17 protein-coding genes are annotated in these 18453 nt (G+C 63.6%); 7 read left to right on the top strand and 10 right to left on the bottom strand.

Features of this window, described 5'->3' with window-relative positions; genetic code table 11:
• Window positions 1–3 precede the first annotated feature (3 nt).
• The 8 genes from PARACOCCUSGL_RS0106960 to PARACOCCUSGL_RS0106925 all read right to left on the bottom strand — a co-directional run bounded on the left by PARACOCCUSGL_RS0106960 (window position 4) and on the right by PARACOCCUSGL_RS0106925 (window position 9055).
• Window positions 4–765, bottom strand: a complete 762-nt coding sequence (locus tag PARACOCCUSGL_RS0106960) for an SDR family NAD(P)-dependent oxidoreductase (protein ID WP_010394615.1) — start codon at window positions 763–765, stop codon at window positions 4–6.
• Window positions 762–1601 carry a PCC domain-containing protein gene (locus tag PARACOCCUSGL_RS0106955; protein ID WP_010394613.1) on the bottom strand — a complete coding sequence of 280 codons (840 nt, stop codon included), beginning with the start codon at window positions 1599–1601 and terminating at the stop codon, window positions 762–764. Before PARACOCCUSGL_RS0106955 ends, PARACOCCUSGL_RS0106960 begins: the two co-directional genes overlap by 4 nt.
• Window positions 1598–3187 carry an acyl-CoA synthetase gene (locus tag PARACOCCUSGL_RS0106950; RefSeq protein WP_010394611.1) on the bottom strand — a complete coding sequence of 530 codons (1590 nt, stop codon included), beginning with the start codon at window positions 3185–3187 and terminating at the stop codon, window positions 1598–1600. Before PARACOCCUSGL_RS0106950 ends, PARACOCCUSGL_RS0106955 begins: the two co-directional genes overlap by 4 nt.
• Window positions 3184–4353, bottom strand: coding sequence for an acetyl-CoA acetyltransferase (locus tag PARACOCCUSGL_RS0106945; RefSeq protein WP_010394609.1), 1170 nt, complete (start codon window positions 4351–4353; stop codon window positions 3184–3186). Before PARACOCCUSGL_RS0106945 ends, PARACOCCUSGL_RS0106950 begins: the two co-directional genes overlap by 4 nt.
• Complete coding sequence (locus tag PARACOCCUSGL_RS0106940) at window positions 4350–5186, bottom strand: IclR family transcriptional regulator (RefSeq protein WP_010394607.1); 837 nt, start codon at window positions 5184–5186, stop codon at window positions 4350–4352. Before PARACOCCUSGL_RS0106940 ends, PARACOCCUSGL_RS0106945 begins: the two co-directional genes overlap by 4 nt.
• 1 nt (window position 5187) lies before the next feature.
• Window positions 5188–6204: a TRAP transporter substrate-binding protein gene (locus tag PARACOCCUSGL_RS0106935; protein WP_010394605.1), complete on the bottom strand. Its 1017-nt coding sequence runs from the start codon at window positions 6202–6204 to the stop codon at window positions 5188–5190.
• Window positions 6205–6232: 28 nt separating this feature from the next.
• On the bottom strand, window positions 6233–8110 hold the full coding sequence (locus PARACOCCUSGL_RS0106930) for a TRAP transporter large permease subunit (RefSeq protein WP_010394603.1): 1878 nt from the start codon (window positions 8108–8110) through the stop codon (window positions 6233–6235).
• Window positions 8111–8296: 186 nt separating this feature from the next.
• Window positions 8297–9055, bottom strand: a complete 759-nt coding sequence (locus PARACOCCUSGL_RS0106925; RefSeq protein WP_029371704.1) for an IclR family transcriptional regulator C-terminal domain-containing protein — start codon at window positions 9053–9055, stop codon at window positions 8297–8299.
• 109 nt (window positions 9056–9164) lie between these two features.
• Here PARACOCCUSGL_RS0106925 and PARACOCCUSGL_RS0106920 point away from each other — a divergent pair, with 109 nt between their 5' ends.
• From PARACOCCUSGL_RS0106920 to pcaF, 3 genes are read left to right on the top strand one after another with little or no spacing between them, the layout of a single operon-like run.
• Complete coding sequence (locus tag PARACOCCUSGL_RS0106920) at window positions 9165–9899, top strand: 3-oxoacid CoA-transferase subunit A (protein ID WP_010394599.1); 735 nt, start codon at window positions 9165–9167, stop codon at window positions 9897–9899.
• The gene (locus tag PARACOCCUSGL_RS0106915; protein ID WP_010394596.1) at window positions 9896–10567 is read left to right on the top strand and encodes a 3-oxoacid CoA-transferase subunit B; all 672 of its coding nucleotides are present in this window, start codon (window positions 9896–9898) and stop codon (window positions 10565–10567) included. Before PARACOCCUSGL_RS0106920 ends, PARACOCCUSGL_RS0106915 begins: the two co-directional genes overlap by 4 nt.
• Window positions 10568–10569: 2 nt before the next feature.
• A complete protein-coding gene (pcaF, locus tag PARACOCCUSGL_RS0106910) occupies window positions 10570–11769 on the top strand; it encodes a 3-oxoadipyl-CoA thiolase (RefSeq protein ID WP_010394594.1) in 1200 nt (399 codons plus the stop codon).
• Between the two features lie 100 nt (window positions 11770–11869).
• On the opposite strand, the gene PARACOCCUSGL_RS21985 is transcribed toward pcaF, so the two are convergent.
• A complete protein-coding gene (locus PARACOCCUSGL_RS21985) occupies window positions 11870–12022 on the bottom strand; it encodes a hypothetical protein (RefSeq protein ID WP_010394590.1) in 153 nt (50 codons plus the stop codon).
• A 264-nt stretch (window positions 12023–12286) separates the two neighbouring features.
• Here PARACOCCUSGL_RS21985 and PARACOCCUSGL_RS0106900 point away from each other — a divergent pair, with 264 nt between their 5' ends.
• Window positions 12287–13849 (top strand): BCCT family transporter, encoded by a 1563-nt coding sequence (locus PARACOCCUSGL_RS0106900; RefSeq protein WP_010394588.1) that lies wholly within the window; start codon window positions 12287–12289, stop codon window positions 13847–13849.
• 79 nt (window positions 13850–13928) lie between these two features.
• Here PARACOCCUSGL_RS0106900 and PARACOCCUSGL_RS0106895 read toward each other — a convergent pair whose 3' ends face one another.
• A complete protein-coding gene (locus tag PARACOCCUSGL_RS0106895; protein ID WP_010394586.1) occupies window positions 13929–14435 on the bottom strand; it encodes a cell wall hydrolase in 507 nt (168 codons plus the stop codon).
• Between the two features lie 222 nt (window positions 14436–14657).
• Here PARACOCCUSGL_RS0106895 and PARACOCCUSGL_RS0106890 point away from each other — a divergent pair, with 222 nt between their 5' ends.
• Genes PARACOCCUSGL_RS0106890 through PARACOCCUSGL_RS0106880 form a run of 3 tightly spaced genes read left to right on the top strand, consistent with a single transcriptional unit; the run spans window position 14658 to window position 18430 of the window.
• The gene (locus PARACOCCUSGL_RS0106890) at window positions 14658–15575 is read left to right on the top strand and encodes a dihydrodipicolinate synthase family protein (protein ID WP_050804172.1); all 918 of its coding nucleotides are present in this window, start codon (window positions 14658–14660) and stop codon (window positions 15573–15575) included.
• Between the two features lies 1 nt (window position 15576).
• Window positions 15577–17082: an aldehyde dehydrogenase gene (locus PARACOCCUSGL_RS0106885; protein WP_010394582.1), complete on the top strand. Its 1506-nt coding sequence runs from the start codon at window positions 15577–15579 to the stop codon at window positions 17080–17082.
• A 1-nt stretch (window position 17083) separates the two neighbouring features.
• A complete protein-coding gene (locus PARACOCCUSGL_RS0106880) occupies window positions 17084–18430 on the top strand; it encodes an FAD-binding oxidoreductase (RefSeq protein WP_010394580.1) in 1347 nt (448 codons plus the stop codon).
• Window positions 18431–18453: the final 23 nt, after the last annotated feature.

Below are 18453 nucleotides of genomic sequence, written 5' to 3'. Positions count from 1 at the left end.
CGGTCAGGCCGGTTCGTTCTCGCGCCTGAGCGCGGGCAGGCCGACGCCGGTTGCGTCAAAGCCACCATCGACGGCCAGGGTCTGTCCTGACACGAAACTCGCCTTGTCCGAGCATAGAAAGACGATGGCTTCTGCGATCTCACGCGCCTCGCCATAGCGGTTCAGCGGGATGGCGTCGTAATAGGCCGAGATGATTTCGGGCGCATGGACGGCGGCAGCCAGCTTGGTCTTGACCGGGCCGGGCGCCACACAATTGACGCGGATGCCCTGTTCGCCCAGCTCGGCGGCGAATTGCTTGGTCAGGTGGATCACCGCCGCCTTGGAGGTGCCGTATGCTACCCGCAGGGTCGAGGCGCGCAGGCCCGAGATCGAGGCGATATTGACGATTGCCCCACGCGTCTTGGCCAGTTCCGGCACTGCCGCCTGGGTGCACAGAAAGACGCCGTCAAGGTTTGTCGACATCACCTCGCGCCATTCCTCGAAACTGGTGCGGCCGACGCGCGAAAACAGCGCGACCCCGGCATTGTTCACCAGCGCATCAATGCGGCCGAATGCGGCGGTTGTCTCGGCCACCATGCGCTCGACATCCTTGGGAATCGAGACATCGGCCTCGACCGCCAGCACGTTTTCCATACCATCCGCGACCCGGTGCAGCTCTTCGGTGTCACGATCGACCATGGCCACGCGCCAGCCCTGTTCAAGAAAGATCTCGGTGGCGGCAAGGCCGATGCCCCGGCAACCCCCGGTGACGATAGCGGTTTTCATGATGGGTCCTCTGTCGGTTCGATGATGAGTTCCAGCGTGACGCCCACAGGGTTCGGGCCACGTTCCAGCACGCCTCGGGCGATATGGCCGTGGATATCCACGACCTCAATCGGGATATGCGCGGTGCCCCGGATCAGCCGGGCGTCGTCAAAACGCAGTTCGGTGGCAAGGCAGTCCATACGCTGCCCGTCCGAAAAGCGGATGTGGTCGATACTGCCGACGGCATGCAGCCTTGCCGAGCTGATGCCATGCCTGGCGGCGAGGGTTTCGATGGCGGTGACTACGTCCTCGCCCGGGCGGATGCGGGCGAAAAGGGCGGCGCCATCCTCGCCCCCCTCAGGCGTGAACAGGGTAAAGGCGGTCTCGGGGTCAGGCAGGGCCTCGAACCATGTGCCGGGGGCGCCAAGCCCTTCGACCGTGACGTCCTCGGCAATGACCGAGTCAAAGGGCAAAAGGTGCCCCATGGCCGTTTCGCGCCCATCCGACCAGATGCCGTGGCAATGCAGAAAGGGCGCGCCCTCTTTCCAGCCGACGGTGGCGGTGGCGCTGTGGATTGTCCAGCGGCCCGGCGGGGCGTGCGTCTCGGAATACCACGCCGCATGCAGCCCGTCTGTGGACAGGTCGGGCAGCACATAACGCATCGGCCCGCAGCAAAGCCCGGCAAGCGACAACACCCCGCCCTTGCAGCCGCAAGAGGCGAACAGATCGCCCACCGCCTGCATGACCGTCTGACCCGCGCGCAGCCGCCCCCTGACAGGGCGCAACACGGCGCGCCGCACCTCGGCGCGGCTTGTGGCGCGCGGGCCGGGATGGACCATCCGCGTGTCGGGGTTCATGCCGGTGCTTTCTCCAGCAGGCCGCGGGCCTCAAGCTCTTCGCGGATCATCTTTTTGGTGATCTTGCCATAGGCCGATTTCGGCAGCGCGTCCCAGAACAGAAAGCGTTTGGGAAGTTTGTAGCGCGAGACCCTGGGCCCAAGATATTCGGTCAGCTCTGCTTCGCTGACCGGGGCGTGGGCAACGCAGACCGCCCAGCCGACCTCACCCCACAGCGGGTCGGGGATGCCAAGCACCGCGACCTCAGAGATGGCGGGGTGGGTCAGGATCTTTTCCTCGATCTCGCGCGGGTAAACGTTTGAGCCGCCCGAGATGAACATGTCGGATTCGCGTCCGGTGATATAGACAAAGCCCGCCTCGTCCATATGGCCAAGGTCCCCGGTGCGGAACCAGCCGTTGCGAAAGGATTTCGCATTGGCCTGTGGGTTCTGGTAATAGCCGGCAAAGACGGCGGGGCCGATCACGCAAATCTCTCCGGTCTGGCCGGGCGGCAGTTCGCGGCCCTGATCGTCCTGTATCTGGATCTCGATCCCGGTGCGGGCATGGCCACAGGTACCGATGCGGACGTTTGGACCTTCCCCGGTTTCGTGCAGATGGGCGGGCAGGACGGTGATTGCGCCGGTACATTCGCCCAGCCCGTAATATTGCACCAGCACCTTGCCAAGCGTGTCCAGCGCTTTTTGCTGATCGACCCGGTACATAGGCGCGCCAGCATAGATCACATAGCGCAGCGATGAGGTATCGGCCCCGGCTGTCGCCGGATGTTCGACCAGCAGTTTAAGGATCGTCGGCACCGTAAACATGGTCGAGACACGCCATTCCCGCACCAGATCCCAGACCTGCGCGACATCGAAACGTTCGGACGGCAAAAGCACGGTCTTGACCCCCCGTGCCACCTGCGTCAGCTGATGGACCCCCGCGCCATGGGACAGCGGCGCGACGACCAGTGAGGCATCGTCGCCCGTCAGCCCGGGCATCAGGTCAGCAAGATGGTTTGTAACGACAAAGGCCATTTGCCCGTGGGTCAGGACCGAGGCTTTGGGCCGTCCCGTCGTTCCCGAGGTAAAGAAGAACCAGCACGGGTCGTCGCGATCCACCACCGCGACTTCGGGGCGCTGGCCCAGATGCGCCTCGGTGATATCCTGCACCGAGGGGCCAAAGTCCGCCTGACCAAAGACCAGCGTCGTTACCCCGCAGGCGGCGGCGTGATCGGGAAAGCCCGCGTTGCAGAACATCAGTGCCGCGCCCGAGGATTGTGTCAGATAGGCCACCTCTTCGGGCGTCTGGCGAAAGTTTGCGGGCACCCAGACGCCACCGGCGCGCCAGACCGCGAACATGGCCTGCATCATCTCCATGCAGTTCTGCGACTGGCACATGACCCGGTCGCCTTTTTGCAGGCCAAAGCGGGTTTGCAGCGCGTGGGCAAGGGCGTCGGCGCGGGCTTCGAACTCGCGCCAGCTCCAGCGCGCATCGCCCATGACCAGCGCGACGCCGTCAGGGTCCCGCCGTGCTGCCTGGGTCAGAAAAGTGGCAAGGTTCATCACCCGGGTCGAGACCGGGTTCAGGCCGCCGATGGGTTCGGTCATTTCATCCGCTCCAGAATCGAGCAATAGCTGGCGACTGCTGCGCCGCCCATGTTGAATACCCCGCCGAGTGTGGCGCCCGGCACCTGCATTTCGCCAGCATCACCGCAAAGCTGCATGGCGACCATGACATGTTGCGAGACGCCGGTTGCGCCGATCGGATGGCCGCGCGACTTGAGCCCGCCCGAGGGGTTCACCGGCAACGCGCCGTCAAAGCGGGTCACGCCGTCGCGGATGACGCGCCAGCCCTGACCGGGTTCGGCCAGGCCCATGGCCTCGTATTCGATCATCTCGGCGGTGGTGAAACAGTCATGGGTCTCGACCAGCGCCAGATCCATGATACCAAGCCCGGCTTGTTCAAGCGCCGCTGCCCATGCCCGGCGCGGGCCGTCAAAGGCGATGGGGTCGCGCCGCGACAGCGCCAGCAGATCGCCCGCCTGCGCCCGGGCGCGAAAGCGGATGGCGCGTTGCAGATCGGCCGCCACATCGGGCGCGGCCAGCACCAGCGCCGCAGCCCCGTCCGAGACGAGTGAACAATCCGTGCGCCGCAGCGGTCCCGCCACCCGCGGGTTCTTGTCCGAGACAGTGTTGCAGAAAGCGACGTCAAAGGGCTTTTGCATATGCGCATAAGGGTTGCGCATACCGTTTTCGTGGTTCTTTGCGGCGATCATCGCCAGCTCTTCCGAGCGGTCGCCGTGGCGTTGGAAATAGGTGTCGGTGATGCGGCCAAAAACGCCTGCAAATCCGCCGGGGATGTCGCCCTCTTCCGGGACGTAGCTTGCTGACAAAAGGATGTCGCCGACCTGATCTCCGGGGGTCGCGCTCATTTTTTCGGCGCCGATCACCAGCGCGACCTTGCCACGCCCCGAGGCGATGAAATCCGCAGCCGAGTAAAGCGCGGCCGAGCCGGTGGCACAGGCGCTTTCGGTGCGCATAAAGGGTACGCCCGCCAGTTCGGGGGTACCCATGGCGACCAGAGCGCCCTGAAAATCCTGCCGCGAGAAGCCGTTGTTATAGACCCCGACGAAAATGCCATCGACGGCCTCGGGGCCAAGTCCGGCGTGGTCCAGCGCCGGGCGCGCAACTTCGGCCATCAGGGCCATGGTGTCGGGCGCTTCGGCCTTGCCGAATTTCGTATGCGCCCAGCCGACGATCAGCGGATCCGTCATGCGATGTTCCTTTCGGGTTGCGTCTCAAGCGCGGCGAGACGGGTTTCGATCAGCCGCGCTTCGTGGTGCAGCATGGCTGTCAGTTCGGCCTGACGGGCCTCGCCCATGCGGCTGTCGATTGCAGCGATGGACAGCGCACCCGCCGGGCGGCCATCGGGCCACAGGATTGCAACGCCCAGGCCCCACGATCCCGGCACGACCCGACCGGGGTTCAGCGCATGGCCGCTGGCCCGCGCGCGCGCCAGATCCTCGATAAGTGCCGGGGCAAGGCCGGGGGCCATCGCCTCGGTCAGCGGGGCCGTCCGCTGTAGCAGCGCATCCGCCTCGGCCACCGGCAGGGCGGCAAGGATCGCCAGCGCCCCTGCGCCGACGCCCGCTGGTTTGCGGTCGCCGCGCATCAGAGCATGGGTCCGGACCGGGAAGTCGCCCTCGATCCGCTCAAGGCAAAGCGTGTGGTCGCCCTGTGGCACGGTCAGCAGCACCGTATCGCCAGTGTCGCGCGCCAGCCGCAGCATGGAGTCGCGCGCGTGATGCAGGATGCCGTGCCGCTCGGCCGCGAATGAGGCCAGCAGATACGCTTCGGGACCAAGATGATAGCGGCGGGTGTGGCGGTCCTGCTCGACCATGCGCGCCTCGGTCAGCGCCAGCAGCAGCCGCCGTGCTGTCGGTCGCGCAAGCCCGGTTGCAGCGGCAAGCTGAGCCAGCCCCGATCCCGCGCTGCCACCCCTGCCGACCAGCGACAGCAGCGACAGCGCCCGCGCCACCGCCTGCGCGCCGCCGCCGGCGGGCTCAGGCGCAGGGGGTGCGGGGGATGGGGCGGGCTGTCCGGTCATGTCAGGCGAGCTTGCGGCCGATGGCGGTCTCAAGGATCTCCCACGCCTCGTCGCCGTAGGTCTTTTTCCATTCGGTATAGAAGCCCGCCTCGCGCAGCTTGTCCTCAAACGGTTTGGGATCGACGTCGTTAAAGACAAAGCCCTGTCCCTCAAGCTCGCCACGCAGTGAGGCGTTCAGCTCCATCACGTCGGCGCGTTGCCGTTCGGCGGCGGCGTTGAAGTTCTTGGCGACGATCTGTTGGGCTTCCTCGGGCAGGGCGGCCCAGGCACGGCGGTTGCCAAGCAGCCAGAACCCGTCCCACATATGGTTGGTCATGGACAGGTATTTCTGCACCTCCCACAGCTTGGCGACCTTCATGATCGCCAGCGGGTTTTCCTGACCATCGACGATGCCGGTTTGCAGTGCGGTATAGACCTCGGCAAAGTTGATCGAGGCCGGAGCCGCCCCAAAGGCCGAAAAGAGCGAGGTCCACAGCGGGCTGACCGGCACGCGGATCTTGAAGCCCTGAAGATCCTCGGGCGAGGTGATCGGCTTGGTCGAGGAGGTGGTCTGGCGGAAGCCGTTGTCCCAGATCTTGTCCATCACGACAAGGCCCGCGGCCTCGATCTGTCCGCGCTCATAGGCACCCAGCTCGCCGTCCATCGCCTTCCAGACCGTGTCGTAATCCGGGAAGGCAAAGCCCACACCGTTGATCGAGGCGTTCGGCACCAGCGTCGAAAGGATGATCGGCGACAGCTGGAAGAACTCAACCCCGCCCGAGCGCAGCTGACCCAGCACATCGGTATCGGCGCCAAGCTGGTTGGACGGAAAGATCTGGATGTCCACAGCGCCCGAGGTTTCCTCAAGGATCGCCTTGACCGCCTCGATCAGCCGGACGTTGCTTGGGTGTTCTAGCGGTTGGTTATTGGCGATCTTGTAGCTGAATTCGGCGGCGCGGGCTGCGCCGGTGCGGATAAAGGGCGCGGCCAGCGCCCCGGCGGCGGCCCCCATCAGGACGCTGCGACGGTTGATTTTCATGGTTTCCTCCTCCCCGAGGTTGTTTGGATCATAGCAATGCGGTCGAGAACCAGGGCACGGCAGCGATGGCCAGAAGGCCGATCATCAGCGCCGCAAGATAGGGCCAGATCCGGCGCATGACCTGATCGGCGGGCACATTGGCGATCTTGCAGGCGATGTAGAAGCCGATGCCGATGGGCGGTGCCATCAGGCCGATGTTCATGGCCGTGACGATGACCATGGCGTAATGGATGTCGTGAATGCCAAGCCCTCGGGCGATGGGGAACATGATCGGCGCCAGCAGCACGATGGCCGGCAGCCCTTCCAGCACGCAGCCAAGGATCAGAAAGATCGCGATCGAGGCCAGCATGAACACGACCCAGCCGCCCGGCAGACCGGTAACCACGGTCATCAGGTCGCGGGCAAAGCCCGATTGTGTCAGCGCCCAGGCCATGGCCGAGGCTGCACCAAGGATCAGCAGGATTGCACCCGACATGGCGGCAGTCTCGACCAGCATCGCGCCCACGCGGCGCAGCGGGATGCCGCCGTAAAGCACGACCCCGATGATAAAGGCATAGACGACTGCGATGGCCGATACCTCGGTCGCTGTCGCAACGCCGCTGGCAACAAGACTGCGGATCATGAAGGGCAGGACCAAAGCCGGGGCAGCAATCAGCAGCGCCCTGCCGATCAGCACCGGGGTTGCGCGTTTGACGCCCGACATATCCTCGCCCCGGGCTTTCCAGCGCGCAAGCACGGCAAGCACCACCAGCAGCACCATGGCGATGACAAAGCCCGAGGTGAACAGCCCCGCAATCGACACCCCCGCGACCGAGCCAAGCACGATCAGCACGATCGAAGGCGGGACCGTGTCGGCCATGGCTGCGCCAGTCGCCAGCAGCGCCGTCATCTCGGGCGCGGAATGGCCGCGGCGGCGCATTTCGGGAAACAGCGCCGGGGCAACCGTCGCCATGTCCGAGACCTTTGAACCCGAGATCCCCGATACAAGAAACATCGAGCCGAGCAGCACATAGCTCATCCCCGCCTTCACATGGCCAAGCAGCGAGGCAAGAAAGTTCACGATGGCCTTGCCCATGCCGGTTGCATCAAGAATGCAGCCCAACAGAACAAAGACCGGGACCGACAGCAGGATCAGCGAGGACATGCCTTCGTCGATGCGGCCCATCATCACAAAGATCGGCGCGTGGCTGGCAAATGTTAGATAGGCAAGCGTTCCCAGCGCAAAGCAGAACGCAATGGGCACCCCTATGCACAGCAGCACCGCGACCAGCAGCCCCAGCCAGATCGGCAGGTTCCAGTTGCCCAGCGACAAAAGGGCAGGGCGTGCATACCACAGCACCGCGACTGCCGCCGCCGTTACGATCAGCGTGGCCCCGATTATCCGCCATTCACGGGTGCGCAGCACCGCAAGCAGCGACAGAAATGTCATCAGCCCGATCCCGGCAGGCAGGGCCGAGGCGCGCCATGACATCGGCAGCCCCAGCGCGGGAGAGCGGACAAAGCTTTCCTCATAGGCATATTCCACCGCTACCGGCAAAAGCCGCAGCAGCAGGATGCAGACCAGAACCTGCCCCACGATCTCGGCCACGCGTGCCACCCGTCCGGGCAGCAGCGGCAGGAATACGGTCAGCCGCATATGCTCGTGCCGGTCCACCGCCAGAGCCGCGCCCAGCATCGCCATCCAGATGAAACTGATCGAGGCGACCTCATCCCCCCAGATCAGCGGCTTTGTCAGCACATAGCGAAAAAAGACATTGGCCAGCACGGTGACCATCATCACCACCAAAAGGCCGGCAGCGATGATTTCAACCGGGCGCATCCAACGCTCGGCGCGCTTTGGCTCGGCCAGCGCCTCGATACCGCCTAGGGCCAACTCTCCCTCGGGCTGGGTGTCGGTCAGTTGCATCTTGTCCCTCCCATGGCGGCGGGGGCCTCCCCTCCCCTGACACCGATCCACCATATGGACGCGGTAGCCGCCTTGTCTGATGCAGATTTCTGAACGATTCTTGCCGGAACGCAAGGGAAATTCTGCACCCGGATTTGTAAAAGCAAGGTTCCGCGCGCTTATCATTCCATGATGTGGAATAATCGGTCAGCGCAGGACGCGGCGCAGCCCCTCTTGCACCTTCAGCAGGGGCGGCAGGTACAGCGCGGCCATTTCCTGCGCCGAGGCATGGACCGCAGCCACGCCGGTGTTCAGTGCCGCGACCACCCGGCCATGAATATTGTACAGCGGCACGGCAAGCGAGCGCAGCCCCAGCTCGACCTCCTGATCGTTAAGCGAATGGCCCTCGGCCCGGACCTGACCAAGACGGGCCATAATCTCAGCCGGCGCGGTCAGGCTAAAGGGTGTGCGCGGGGTCAGGTCAGAACGTTCGATAATGGCGCGGGCCTCGGGCTCGGGCAGGGCGGCCAACAGCACCCGCCCCATTGAGGTGCAATGCGCCGGCAGGCGCGAGCCCGGCATCAGCCCGATCGACATGACCCGTCGCTGTGCTGCACGGGCAAGATAGACGATCTCGGTATCGTCGAGGATCGAGACCGAGGTGCTTTGGCCGATCTGTTCGGACAATTGGTCAAGCCAGGGCTGCACCAGTTGCGCCAGTGGAATTGCCGCCATTGCTCCCATGCCAAGACGCAGGACACGCGGGGTCAGGGTAAAGAATTTGCCGTCGTAATCGGCGTAGCCAAGCTCGTGCAGGGTCAAAAGACAGCGCCGCGCGGTCGCACGGTCAAGGCCGGTCGCCTCGGCGACCTCGGTGATTGAAAGGCGCGGTTGCTCGGCCCGAAAGGCTTCGATCACCTTCAGCCCCTTGGCAAGCGAGGCGATAAAGTCAGTTTTGTTCACCATGCGCACAGGATTTTCCACAATTTGAACAAATGTCAACATCCGCACGGAATCTCTGGCCCGCCGGTGGCTCTATGGGCAACAACCTGTCCGTACCTGCAGAAGAGGACACATGGACAAACGCATCCCCAGTCTGGCCGAGGCGGTTGCCGACATCCCGGACGGCGCAACAGTGATGATCGGCGGTTTCGGCGGCTCGGGCGCGCCGATCGAGCTGATCCATGCGCTGATTGACCGCTGTCTGGCGACCGGCAGCCCCCGTGACCTGACGGTCATCAACAACAACTCTGGCAACGGCCATGTCGGTATTGCTGCGCTGATCAAGCAGGGAATGGTGCGCAAGATGGTCTGTTCTTTCCCGCGCTCGGCTGATCCGCGTGTCTTTACCGAGAAATACCTTGCCGGAGAGATCGGGCTGGAACTCGTCCCGCAGGGCACGCTGGCCGAACGGATCCGGGCCGGTGGCGCGGGTATTCCGGCTTTTTACACTCTGACCGCCTATGGCACCGATCTGGCGCAGGGCAAGCCGGTCGCAGAGTTCGAGGGCAGGCATTATGTCCAGGAACGCTGGCTCAAGGCCAATGTGGCGTTGATCAAGGCCGAACTTGGCGACCATCACGGCAACCTGACCTATCGCATGGCGGCACGCAATTTCTCGCCCCTGATGGCGATGGCGGCGGCACGAACCATCGTGCAGGTGACACAGGTGGTCGCGCCGGGCGGCATTGATCCTGAACATGTGGTGACGCCGGGCATATTTGTCGATGGCGTCGTCGAAGTCGCAAACCCCGCGCAGGAAGAGGCGCTGAACCGCGCCAATGCGGTCTATCCCGAGGTGGAGGCATGACGACCAGGCTTTCCAACGCCCAGATCGCCTGGCGCGCGGCGCAGGACATCGCTGACGGTGCCTATGTGAACCTGGGCATCGGCTTTCCCGAGATGGTGGCCAGGTTCCAGCCCCCCGGCCGTCAGGCGGTGTTCCATACCGAAAACGGCGTCCTTGGCTTTGGCGAGGCCCCGCCCGCCGGACAAGAGGATTGGGACCTGATCAATGCTGGTAAAAAGGCCATCACCCTTAATCCCGGGGCGGCGTTTTTCCACCATGCCGACAGTTTCGCCATGGTGCGGGGCGGGCATCTGGATGTCGCGATCCTTGGCGCCTATCAGGTGGCGCAGAACGGTGATCTGGCGAACTGGTCCACCGGACCGCGTGGCGTGCCGGCTGTTGGCGGCGCGATGGATCTGGTCCATGGCGCGAAACGTGTCGCCGTCCTGACCGATCACGTCACCAAGGATGGCATGCCAAAACTTGTCGAAAGCTGCACCCTGCCGCTGACCGGGGTTCGCTGCGTGACGCGCGTCTATACCTCGCTTGCTGTGGTTGATATCGAAAATGACCATTTCGTGCTGCGTGAAAAGCTGCCTGCGATCTCGCTGGACGAATTGCAGGCTGTGACCGGCGCGCGCTTGCATGTAGATGGCGAAATCGCCGATCTGATCGTACCGGAGCTTTGAATATGAATGCTGTTTTTATCTGCGACTATATCCGCACGCCGATCGGCCGTTTCGGCGGGGCTTTGTCCTCGGTGCGTGCGGACGATCTTGGCGCGGTTCCCCTGCGCGCATTGATCCAGCGGAACGCCAATGTGGACTGGCAGACGGTGGATGACGTGATCTATGGCTGCGCCAATCAGGCGGGCGAGGATAACCGCAACGTCGCGCGTATGTCAGCGCTGCTTGCTGGTCTGCCCATCGAGGTGCCAGGCACCACCATCAACCGGCTTTGCGGTTCGGGCATGGACGCGGTGCTGGTCGCTGCGCGCCAGATCGCGGCAGGAGAGGCCAGCCTGATGATCGCGGGCGGGGTCGAGTCCATGTCGCGCGCGCCCTTTGTGCTGCCCAAGGCCGAAAGCGCCTTTTCCCGCCATGCCGAGATTCACGATACCACCATCGGCTGGCGCTTCGTGAACCCGGAGATGGATGTGGCTTACGGTACCGATTCCATGCCTCAGACCGGCCAGAACGTCGCCGATGAATTCGGCATCAGCCGCGAGGCGCAGGACGCCATGGCGCTGGGCTCGCAGCAAAAGGCGGCGGCTGCCATCGCCAATGGCCGTCTGGCGCGCGAGATTGCTGCTGTTACGATCCCTCAGCGCCGGGGCGAGCCTGTGGTCGTCGATACCGACGAACACCCCCGTGCCACCACGGCCGAGGCGCTGGCCAAGCTGCGCCCGCTGTTTCCCAATGGTTCGGTCACGGCAGGCAATGCCTCGGGCGTGAACGATGGGGCGGCCGCCCTGATCCTGGCATCTGAGGCGGCGGTCAAGGCCCATGGCCTGACGCCCATCGCCCGGGTGATGGGTGGGGCAACGGCGGGCGTCCCGCCCCGGATCATGGGCATCGGCCCGGTCCCGGCAAGCCGCAAGCTGATGCAGCGGCTGGGCCTGACCCCTGCCGATTTCGACGTCATCGAACTGAACGAAGCGTTTGCCGCCCAGGGCATCGCCACGCTGCGCGAGCTTGGCATCGCCGGGGATGACCCGCGCGTGAACCCCAATGGCGGCGCCATTGCCTTGGGTCACCCGCTGGGCATGTCGGGTGCGCGGATCACCGGCACCGCTGCGCTTGAGCTAGCGCTGAACGGTGGCAAACGCTCGCTTTCGACCATGTGCATCGGTGTGGGTCAGGGCATCGCCATCGCGCTGGAAAGAGTCTGACGTCCCTTTTGTATCCTTACGCCTGCCCCCCTTGCGGGGCAGGCGTTTTTTTATGAGATGAAGCGCCAGCAGGGTCAGACCCTGCAATGCCGCATCAACCTCAGGCAGAATCGCCCGGCCGCCTCTGTTGCAGCCCCCGCCGGGCCTGCTCTTGGGGCGGAAAATCAGCAATGCCAAAGGCTTCGAGGGTGGTTTTTTGTTGACCAAGCTTAAATGCAATTGTCGCGATCTGGACGTTTTTGCCTCTCAACATGTCGGTTGAGTGCTCTTTGCGGCGGGCCTCATGTCACATCTTACCCAGCGTAGGATACTCGCCCAAGCCAACGAATTGTTCGCTGCCACAGAGCAAAAGCCGTATCGGAACAAAGCCATGATCTGGCTGCGTGAAACGCGTGCCGCCTTGTCAACGACCGGGTCATGCGGACCTCCATTTTGTGCGAGAGCCTGACGGCCCCGGCGCATCCCCAGCGCCGGACGCCTTAACGAGTCTTGGAGGAGACTGCGGAGGAGATCGTAAATGCAGACGAAACCCGAAAGGGGAATTAACATTGGCGTCTTCTGGCCGGCCATTGCGGTCGCAGGAGGCTTTGTGATGTGGGGCGTTCTAGGCCCCGACAGCCTGGCCGTGGTCGCCAGGGCCACCCTGAACTGGATCATCCGGGTCTTTGGGTGGAGCTTTGTTATCTCGACGGCCTTCTTTCTGGCCTTCTCGCTGTTTCTGGCCTTCAGCCGCTTTGGCCGCATCAAGCTTGGCCATGATGACGAACAGCCCGAATTCTCGACGCGTTCATGGGTTTGCATGATGTTCAGCGTCGGCATGGGCATCGGGCTGATGTTCTGGGGCGTGGCCGAGCCGATCAGCCATTACGCCAACCCGCCCCATGGCCTTGCCGCGCCACAGACCAAAGAGGCGGCTCTGGTCGCCATGCAATATGCCTATTTCCATTGGGCGCTGCACCCTTGGGCAATCTATGCGATGGCGGGCCTTGCCATGGCCTATTTCAGCTATCGCCGCGACCTGCCCACGCTGGTGTCGAGCGTCTTTCACCCGCTGCTTGGTGACCGCATCCATGGGCCGGTCGGGCGCATGATCGACGTGCTGGCGATCATCGCCACGCTGTTTGGTACCGCCACCTCGCTGGGGCTTGGCGCGCAGCAGATCAACAGCGGCATGAATTATCTGTGGCAGACCGGAGAATCCCCGGCCATCGCACTGGCGATCATCGCGGTGCTGTCGGTGCTGTTCATCCTCTCGGCCGTCTCGGGCGTCGGCAAGGGCATCCAGTTTCTCAGCAACATGAACATGGTCATCGCCGTGGTGCTGTTGCTGTTTCTGGCGCTGCTGGGTCCGACGGTCTTTATCCTCGACACGCTGATCGAGTCGCTGGGCTATTATTTCAGCGATCTGATCTCGATGTCGTTCCGCACCTCGGCCTTTAGCGACAGCAAATGGCTGGCAAGCTGGACGATCTTTTACTGGGCATGGTGGATTTCATGGGCCCCCTTTGTCGGCGTGTTCATTGCCCGCATTTCGCGTGGGCGCACGATCCGTGAATTCGTCGTAGGCGTTCTGTTGATCCCCAGTGCGGTGACCTTTGTCTGGTTCACCGTCATGGGGGGCAGCGCGCTGTTCTCTGAGATCAGCGGCCCCGGCGGGCTGGTCGGGGCGATTGCCGAAAAGGGCGAGGCCGTGTCGCTGTTTGCGATGCTGGAGCAATATCCGATGGCCGGGCTTACCTCGGTCGTGGCGATGTTCCTGGTCGCGATCTTTTTCGTCTCGGGGGCGGATGCGGCCTCGGTCGTGATGGGGATGCTGTCCAGTTACGGCACCACCCATCCGCGCGCCGGCATCGTCGTGCTGTGGGGCGTGCTTGCGGGCGCCTCGGCCTCGGTTCTGCTGGTGATGGGCGGGCTTGACGGGTTGCAAACCGCCTCGATCATTGCCGCTGCGCCCTTCCTTGTCGTGATGGTCGGGCTATGCGCCTCGCTGTGGAAGGGGCTGCTGGACGATATCGAGGTTCACGGCCATTTCGAGGAAATCGACCCGCATACCGGTGGCCTCAAAGAGCGCTCGCGTTGAAGTCCCCGCCAGCTGTCCCGGTTCGCCGGGGCGGCACCTGACCGGCCCCGGCATTGGACCGGGGCCGGTTCTTTATTTTTTACCGGCCGGTGATACCTTCGATCGGCGGCGGGGGTACGGGACGGGTTACAAAGGCACTTTTGCGCTTTTCGTAAAAGGCGTTGCCCCCTGTCACCAGCACGTAATGCATGTTGTCATAGGAAAAGCGGTGCCCGGCCGTGTGAAAGAACGTGGCGTCCCCGATCAGCGGATGGCGTTCGCCGCGCATGACCGAGCGGGCGGCCTCTTTGATCTTGGGCATCTCTCGTGGGTTCATCTTGCGGGTCATGATGCCACGGGCGAACTGACCCTTTTGCCCGACGACGCCGCAGACCGAGTTCGGGAATTTGTCCGACCGCACCCGGTTCATCACCACGCTGCCAACCGCGATCATGCCGTCCCGGCTTGAGCGGTTGGATTCGAAATACATGGCGCGCTCCATGCACTCCAGTTCGCTGTGGCGACGGAACCCCGAACAGCCGCTCAATACGAGCAGCGCCGAGGCCACGGCGACGCCAAGCCGCAATGTCCTGCGCGGAAATTTCATGTACTGCCCCTTCTGCTGCCTGCAGAGTTTTGTTGTCATTGCAGCCATGATTATTAGCAGCAGAGGGGGTGTTTCATCAACATGTCGCCCCTGCAACGCCATGGCCGGGCGCCTGCTGGCCCTATTTTTTCTAATGCCAGGGGCCTGAATATTCTCCTTTGCCGTGCTGTCCGGCGGGGCCTTATCAAGCAGCCATCCTACAGGAAAAATGGAGGCCGCGACATGACGCCCCGGATGGTGCTGGAAGGTATCTACACGCCGCTGATCACCCCGTTTCACGCCGATGGCTCGATCGACTATGACGCGCTGGCTGATCTGGTCGAGCGGCTGGTTGCGGCGGGGGTACACGGCCTGATCTCGGGCGGCTCTACCGGCGAGAACTATGCCGAGACCGTCGAAGAGCGACTGGATCTTGCGCGCTTTATCCTTGAGCGCGCGGCGGGTCGCCTGCCGGTCCTTGTCGGCACCGGTGCCATGCGCACGCCCGACTCGATTGCGCTGGCGCAGGGCGCGCGTCAGATGGGGGCGGACGGGCTGCTGCTGGGCACGCCGCCTTATTCGGTCCCGACCGAGCGTGAGAATGCGCTGAATGCGCTTGCCATTGACCGGGCGGCGGATCTGCCGATCGTGCTTTACAACTATCCCGGCCGCATGGGCGTCGAGATGGGACGCGAGTTTCTTGATCGTGTCGGGCGTTCGCGCAACGTCATTGGCATCAAGGAAAGTTCTGGCGATATCAACCGGCTGCATCTGCTGGCGCGCGATTATCCGCATATCCAGCTGTCCTGCGGCATGGATGATCAGGCGCTGGAATTCTTTGCATGGGGTGCGCGCAGCTGGATCTGCGCCGGCTCGAACTTCCTGCCCGAAGAGCATGTCGCGCTGTACGAAGCATGCGTCGTCCGGGGGGATTTCACCCGTGGCCGCCAGATCATGTCGGCGATGCTGCCGCTCATGCGCGTGCTCGAACAGGGCGGCAAGTTCATCCAATGCGTCAAACATGGGGTCGAGACGACCGGCCTGCGTGCTGGCACGATGCGCCCGCCGCTGAAGGGGCTGAACAAGGATGAAAAGCGCGCTCTGGAACAGGTGATCCGCTCACTGAAAACCGCCGTCAAGGCGATCACGGAGGGAAACTGAGATGACCGGTCTGCTGACCAATCAGGAATATAAGGCTATCGCCGGGGCGCTGAGCCTGCCGCAGAACGCCTTTATCGACGGCACTTTCCGGCCGGCCATCTCGGGCCGGACCTTTGCCACCGTGAACCCCGCGACCGGCGAGACCTTGACCGAGGTTGCCGCCTGTGGTGCCGAGGATGTTGATCTGGCGGTGCAAAAGGCCCGCGAGGCTTTCGAGGATGGCCGCTGGTCACGCCTGCATCCCGGCGCGCGCAAAGAGATTCTGCTGCGTCTTGCCCGCCTGATCGGGCGTAACGCGTGCGAACTGGCGGTGATGGAAAGCATCGACAGCGGCAAGACAATCTATGACTGCGAAACGGTGGACGTGCCCGAAACGATCCATGTCATCCGCTGGCATGCCGAGCTGATCGATAAGATTTATGATCAGGTCGCGCCGGCTTCTGACGATCATATCGCCATGATCGTGCGTGAGCCGGTGGGTGTGGTCGGATTGGTTCTGCCCTGGAACTTTCCGCTGCTGATGCTGGCGTGGAAGATCGGCCCGGCGCTGGCTGCCGGTTGTTCGGTCGTGGTCAAACCTGCTGCCGAGACCACGCTGACCGCGCTGCGTGTTGCGGAACTGGCGGTCGAGGCCGGGTTGCCGCGTGGCGTGCTGAACGTTGTGACCGGCAGTGGTGCCGATGTGGGCGAGCCGTTGGGCCGCCACCCGGATGTGGATATGGTCAGCTTTACCGGCTCGACCGTGACCGGGCGGCGGTTCCTGCACTATTCGGCCGATAGCAACCTGAAAGAGGTGGTGCTTGAGCTGGGTGGCAAGAACCCCTGTATCGTGCTGGATGATGCCGAAGATCTGGATGCGGTTGCTGCCCATGTCGTCAACGGGGCTTTCTGGAACATGGGCCAGAACTGCTCGGCCGCCTCGCGTCTGATCGTTCAGCGCGGCATCCGTGACCGGCTGCTTGAGCGGGTGCGCGCCCATGCCCGTGAATGGATCGTGGGCGATCCCCTTGATCCGCAGGTACGGGTGGGTGCGCTGGTCAGCCCGGCGCATTTTGGCAAGGTCAGCGCCTATCTGGAGGCAGCCGGGCAGGAAACCATTCTGATGGGCGGCAAGATCGTGGCTGATGGCTTCATCGAACCGACCATCGTCGAGGCTCCGCGTGATTCCAGACTGGCGGCAGAAGAGATCTTTGGCCCGATCCTGACGGTTATAACCGTGGACAGTTTTGAGGAAGCCATAGCCGTCGCGAACGACACGGATTACGGGCTCGCCGCCTCGATCTTTACTGCCAATGGCAAGCGGGTGCTGCGTGGGGCGCGGATGCTGCGCGCGGGTACCGTGACGGTGAACAGCTTTGGCGAGGGCGACATCGCGACCCCCTTTGGCGGCTACAAGCAGTCGGGTTTTGGTGGACGTGACAACTCGATCCACGCCCATGACCAGTACACCCAGCTTAAGACGATCTGGCTGGACCTGACCGATCACGCCGATACGGCCCTTGACTAGGATGGCAAGGCACGAGGCCCTTCGCACCCCGGTCTTTAACGGTCCGGCCGGGTGGAATGCCATCCTGTCTCGGGCCGCGCCGCGTGCACGGCTTGAGGGGGTGACTGGCTGCGATATCGCCATTGTCGGCGGTGGGTTCGCGGGGCTATCCGCCGCCCGCCGCCTGCATCAGATTGATCCGGGACTGGACGTGGTAATCCTTGAGGCGGCGCGGATCGCGGAAGGGGGAACCGGGCGCAACTCGGGCTTTATGATCGACCTGCCGCATGAGCTGACCTCGTCAGATTATGCGGGCTCGGGTGAAAGCCGGGATCGGCAATTAACCCAGCTGAACCGGCATGCGATCGACTTTGCCGCGCAGGCGGTGGCGGAATACGCCATCCCTGAGGGCTGGTTTCAGCGCAGCGGCAAGATCAACGCCGCTGCCTCGGCGGTGGGGATGGCTGCGAATGAAAGCTACGCCCGCCACCTGCGCGATCTGGGCGAGGCGCATGAGATGCTGGACGCCAGCGCCATGCGCGAAATCACGGGCACCGATTATTATCACGGCGGGCTTTACACCCCCGGCGCTGCGATGATCCAGCCGGCAGGTTATGTACGCGGGTTTGCCCTGGGGCTTGAACGTACGGGCATTCGCATTTTTGAGCAATCGCCGGTTCTTTGCATCGAGAATGGGGCACAGGGCTGGCGGCTGCTGACCGCACGGGGCGAGGTCCGCGCCGAGCGGGTGATCATGGCGAATAACGGCCATCTGGAAAGCTTTGGCTTTCAGCGCGGACGGCTGATGCACATCATGCTGAACGCCTGCATGACCGAAGAGCTGTCGGCGGATCATCTGCGCGCGCTTGGCGGACATGAATGCTGGGGGGCGACGCCCTCGGATCCTATGGGGACGACAGTGCGGCGCATTGGTCCGGCACAGGGCGGCCATCGTATCGTTATCCGGCAAGGTGGCTATTACCGGCCCCGGATGCAGACCAGCACCCGCGACCTTGCCCGCCTTGTCCGCCATATGCGGCAGAAATTCGAGGCGCGTTTCCCGATGCTAAGGGGTGTGCGCTTTGAATATTGCTGGTCGGGCCATCTGTGCCTGTCCCGAAATGGCGTTTCGGTCATGCGTGAGCTTGAGCCGGGGCTGTACGCGGCCTGTGTGGATAACGGGCTGGGCACCACGCGCAGTACCCTGACCGGGATCGGCGCGGCCGAAATGCTATGCGGCCTGACAAGCGCCGTGACCCGCTTTTTCACCGCCGAGGCCCAGCCGGACAGGCTGCCGCCCCATCCTTTAGACACGGTCGGCGCGAACGCTTATATGCGCTGGAAAGAATGGCGCGCGCGGCTAGAATGACGTCCCGTTCAACTGGACATGTC

The organism is Paracoccus sp. TRP (assembly GCF_000185925.1).
In the GTDB taxonomy this organism is placed as follows: Bacteria; Pseudomonadota; Alphaproteobacteria; order Rhodobacterales; family Rhodobacteraceae; genus Paracoccus; species Paracoccus kondratievae.
This window is presented reverse-complemented; position numbering and strand designations above follow the sequence as displayed.